This is a genomic window from Stenotrophomonas sp. SrG (assembly GCF_050031795.1).
In the GTDB taxonomy this organism is placed as follows: Bacteria; Pseudomonadota; Gammaproteobacteria; order Xanthomonadales; family Xanthomonadaceae; genus Stenotrophomonas; species Stenotrophomonas rhizophila_A.
Window position 1 is genome coordinate 1 of record NZ_JBNBBE010001654.1, and the last position, 231, is coordinate 231.

Annotated in this window: 1 protein-coding gene; it reads left to right on the forward strand. The window is 70.1% G+C overall.

From position 1 onward, the window contains the following. Window positions 1-231: hypothetical protein (locus ACQG3P_RS24985; protein WP_426806547.1), on the forward strand; the 231-nt coding region annotated here is incomplete at both ends.

The following is a 231-nucleotide window of genomic DNA, read 5'->3' on the forward strand; positions in this document are numbered from 1 at the left end:
CGCACAGGCGGTGGCGACCGGCAAGACCGAAAGCGGCATCGACCGGCCCAGCGCACTGGGCCGCTCGCTCTGGGGCAGCATTTCCGGGCGGGTAGGCGAGGGCGGCCTGGGGTGGACCTTCCTGGGCAAGAACGCCGCCGCGGTAGTGACCGCACTGGACAAGGTGAGCAACCTGCGCCGGCTGCAGACCCCGTCGATCTTCGTGCGCAACAACGCCGAAGCCCCTCGCAA